Consider the following 2787-nt stretch of genomic DNA (forward strand, 5'->3'; position numbering starts at 1 on the left):
TCAAAGCCTACAGCAATGTTTTGGATGCGAAGAAGCAATTAAACGCATATTTTGAATTTTATAATTTGAAACGACCTCATTCGAGTCTGGACAAAATGACTCCAGATGAGTTTTACTATGACCAGCTACCACAACAAAATAAGGTAGCTTAACTAGAGCAGAGTATCACTTATAAATAAGCTTTTAGTTGTTCAAACATGTGGGACCACCTCTTTCAACATGAATACAGCAATATTAAACCCATCTGTTCAACAAGCAAGCACACCTTTTATTGCACCAAAATTATTTACTGCTAAACGCCTAGTGAATACTAAAAATATGACTCAAGCAGAATGGTTGGAAGTTCGTCGTCAAGGTATCGGGAGTAGTGATTGTGCTGCTGCATGTGGACTGAATCCCTATATGTCGATGCTTGAGCTTTGGATGATCAAGACAGGTCGAGTCAAACAATCGATTGAAGATGAAAGCTCAGGACATGCACCGTTATATTGGGGCAAACAACTTGAACCTTTGGTTGCTGAATATTACAGCATGCACACCAATAACAAAGTTCGTCGTATCAATGCAGTCCTACAGCATCCTGAAGCAGATAAGCATTTTATGCTAGCTAACTTGGATTACTCTGTGGTGGGGAGTGATGAAGTACAGATTTTAGAATGTAAAACCGCAGGAGAATATGGCGCGAAGCTATGGCGAGATGGAGTGCCTTTATACGTGTTGTGTCAGGTGCAACATCAACTGGCAGTAACAGGCAAAAAGGCAGCGCATATTTGTGTACTGATCTGTGGGCATGAAACTCGAATCTATAAAGTGACACGTTCGGAATCTGTGATTGAACATATTGTCAATGCTGAACGTTACTTTTGGGAATGTGTGGAAAATGATACACCACCTTCAGTCGATGCCAGTGAATCAGCAGCCAAAGCTATTCAGCAACTCTATCCCCAGCATATTCCATTAACGGTAGAAGACTTGAGTCAAAATGAACAAGCCAATCACTTATTCATTCAACTGCTTCAAGAGAAACATCACATCGAAGCCCATCAAAATAACTTTGATGAAACCAAGCATCAAATCCAAATGTTAATGAAAGATGCGGAACGAGCAACTTTTCAAACAGGTTCAGTGACGTGGAAACGCTCTAAAGATTCTTTTGGTTTAGATAGTAAAGCGTTACTGAAACTTCATCCTGAGCTGATCAATCAATTTCCACAAAACAAAGTGGGTACACGGCGTTTTCAAATTTATAGCGATGATGACTGACCCTATCAAAACCATGCATCTATATCGCTAACTATATATGCATGAAATATCCATTCTTCCCAAAAGTGCAAAAAACCGCCCCGATTCACCAACACCCGAAGGTGTGGTGAATCCAAATGGCAGTCTTTGCGAAGTCATAGCTTTTCATATTTCTGTTTACTTACATAACAAAGGGTAAGCAGTAAAATTTTATTTATAGGACAAATAACATGATCAAAGGTTTAGCGATTACACCGCCAATACTGGGTAGAATCAGTATAGGTAAAGTGGTCGAAAAGAACGGTAAACGTCTGCCTGAAAAGGACGATCAATTTACAATTACCAGTCAAATCCAAAATAAGGATGGATGGGTAAAGCATCCGCTTGATGAACAGCTTAGAAGCAAAGCACCAAATCAAAAACTTCGTACAATTCCAGTAAGAATGATCTTTAACGATCCTGAACTTAATCTACGTGCTGAATATAGCCTATTTGATCGTCAGACAGGTCGTCCCATTTGTATTGGCAATGGACAAACCTGTCAGCGTCTCACCGATCAAGGGGTTGAACAACATCCATGCCCAGCTCCTGATTTATGCCCTTTAGCACAAGGAAGTAACTGTAAACCTTTCGGCAGACTACATGTCAATTTAGATGAATCGGATGAACTCGGTACATTCATTTTCAGAACCACTGGTTTTAACAGCATTCGGACTTTAGCAGCACGACTGAGTTATTACCATGCTGCTTCGAATGGCTTACTTTCGTGTCTACCACTGCAATTGACTTTGAGAGGAAAATCGACAACTCAAAGTTATCGTATCCCTGTGTATTACGTGGATTTGACCCTACGTGATGACGTTAATCTTCAACAAGCGATTCAGATGGCGCAAGAGATTGATCAGCAAAGTAAGCAGAGTGGCTTTAATCAACTAGCATTAGATCAAATGGCACGGCAATGTTTTGCTAATGCAAAGTTTGAGGTGAATTCGGAAGAAGGGTTGGATTTAGTGGAGGAGTTTTATACGGAGGAAAATTCAGATATTGAACAAATATTACCTGAAAATGTACAAGGTGTACAGGTACAGTCTGAGACTAGAACTAGAGCCAAAACCAAGCTTAAGCCGAATCAAGGTGACGGATTTGTGCAGGATATACAGCAGGGATTGCAGGGGAGTGTGAGAGCAGTAAATTAGATTTAATAAATCACTAAAAGTACAAGATGACTTCACTCATATTGTACTTTTATATTGTCCAGTGATGAATAAATAGTGAACGGTAGTAGTTATTCAGATTATATTTTTCTAAATATTTTTCAGGAATTGAAATGTTATAATTTTCGGGAGCATTACCGCCAGTTATTATATTTATCTGCGACATATATAGTCGTATCTATACAGAGTTGTCTAGCTTTATGTCTAGATAGGTAGTTAAAATATAAAATAGTATATAGGACTTACGCACTATTATTTATAGATTCTCTGTGGTAGCAGATGATTTTTATCGAGAATAAAGTCATCAATGAAGTTTTTGATAACTGGTCTA

At 38.8% G+C, this 2787-nt stretch carries 3 protein-coding genes; all 3 read left to right on the top strand.

Annotation, left to right across the window (positions count from 1 at the left end):
- Nucleotides 1-152: integrase core domain-containing protein (locus F944_RS17030; RefSeq protein ID WP_004992806.1), on the top strand; the 152-nt coding region annotated here is incomplete at its 5' end.
- 67 nt (nt 153-219) lie between these two features.
- Nucleotides 220-1263: a YqaJ viral recombinase family nuclease gene (locus F944_RS15940; RefSeq protein ID WP_004992813.1), complete on the top strand. Its 1044-nt coding sequence runs from the start codon at nt 220-222 to the stop codon at nt 1261-1263.
- A gap of 209 nt (nt 1264-1472) precedes the next feature.
- Complete coding sequence (locus tag F944_RS15945; RefSeq protein ID WP_004992814.1) at nt 1473-2438, top strand: recombination directionality factor; 966 nt, start codon at nt 1473-1475, stop codon at nt 2436-2438.
- Nucleotides 2439-2787 lie beyond the last annotated feature (349 nt).

This window comes from Acinetobacter ursingii DSM 16037 = CIP 107286 (assembly GCF_000368825.1).
In the GTDB taxonomy this organism is placed as follows: Bacteria; Pseudomonadota; Gammaproteobacteria; order Pseudomonadales; family Moraxellaceae; genus Acinetobacter; species Acinetobacter ursingii.

What these genes read in the sequence shown, in the direction of transcription:
- F944_RS15940 (WP_004992813.1), top strand. Translation starts at nt 220, where the DNA reads ATGAATACAGCAATATTAAACCCATCTGTTCAACAAGCAAGCACACCT.
- F944_RS15945 (WP_004992814.1), top strand. Translation starts at nt 1,473, where the DNA reads ATGATCAAAGGTTTAGCGATTACACCGCCAATACTGGGTAGAATCAGT.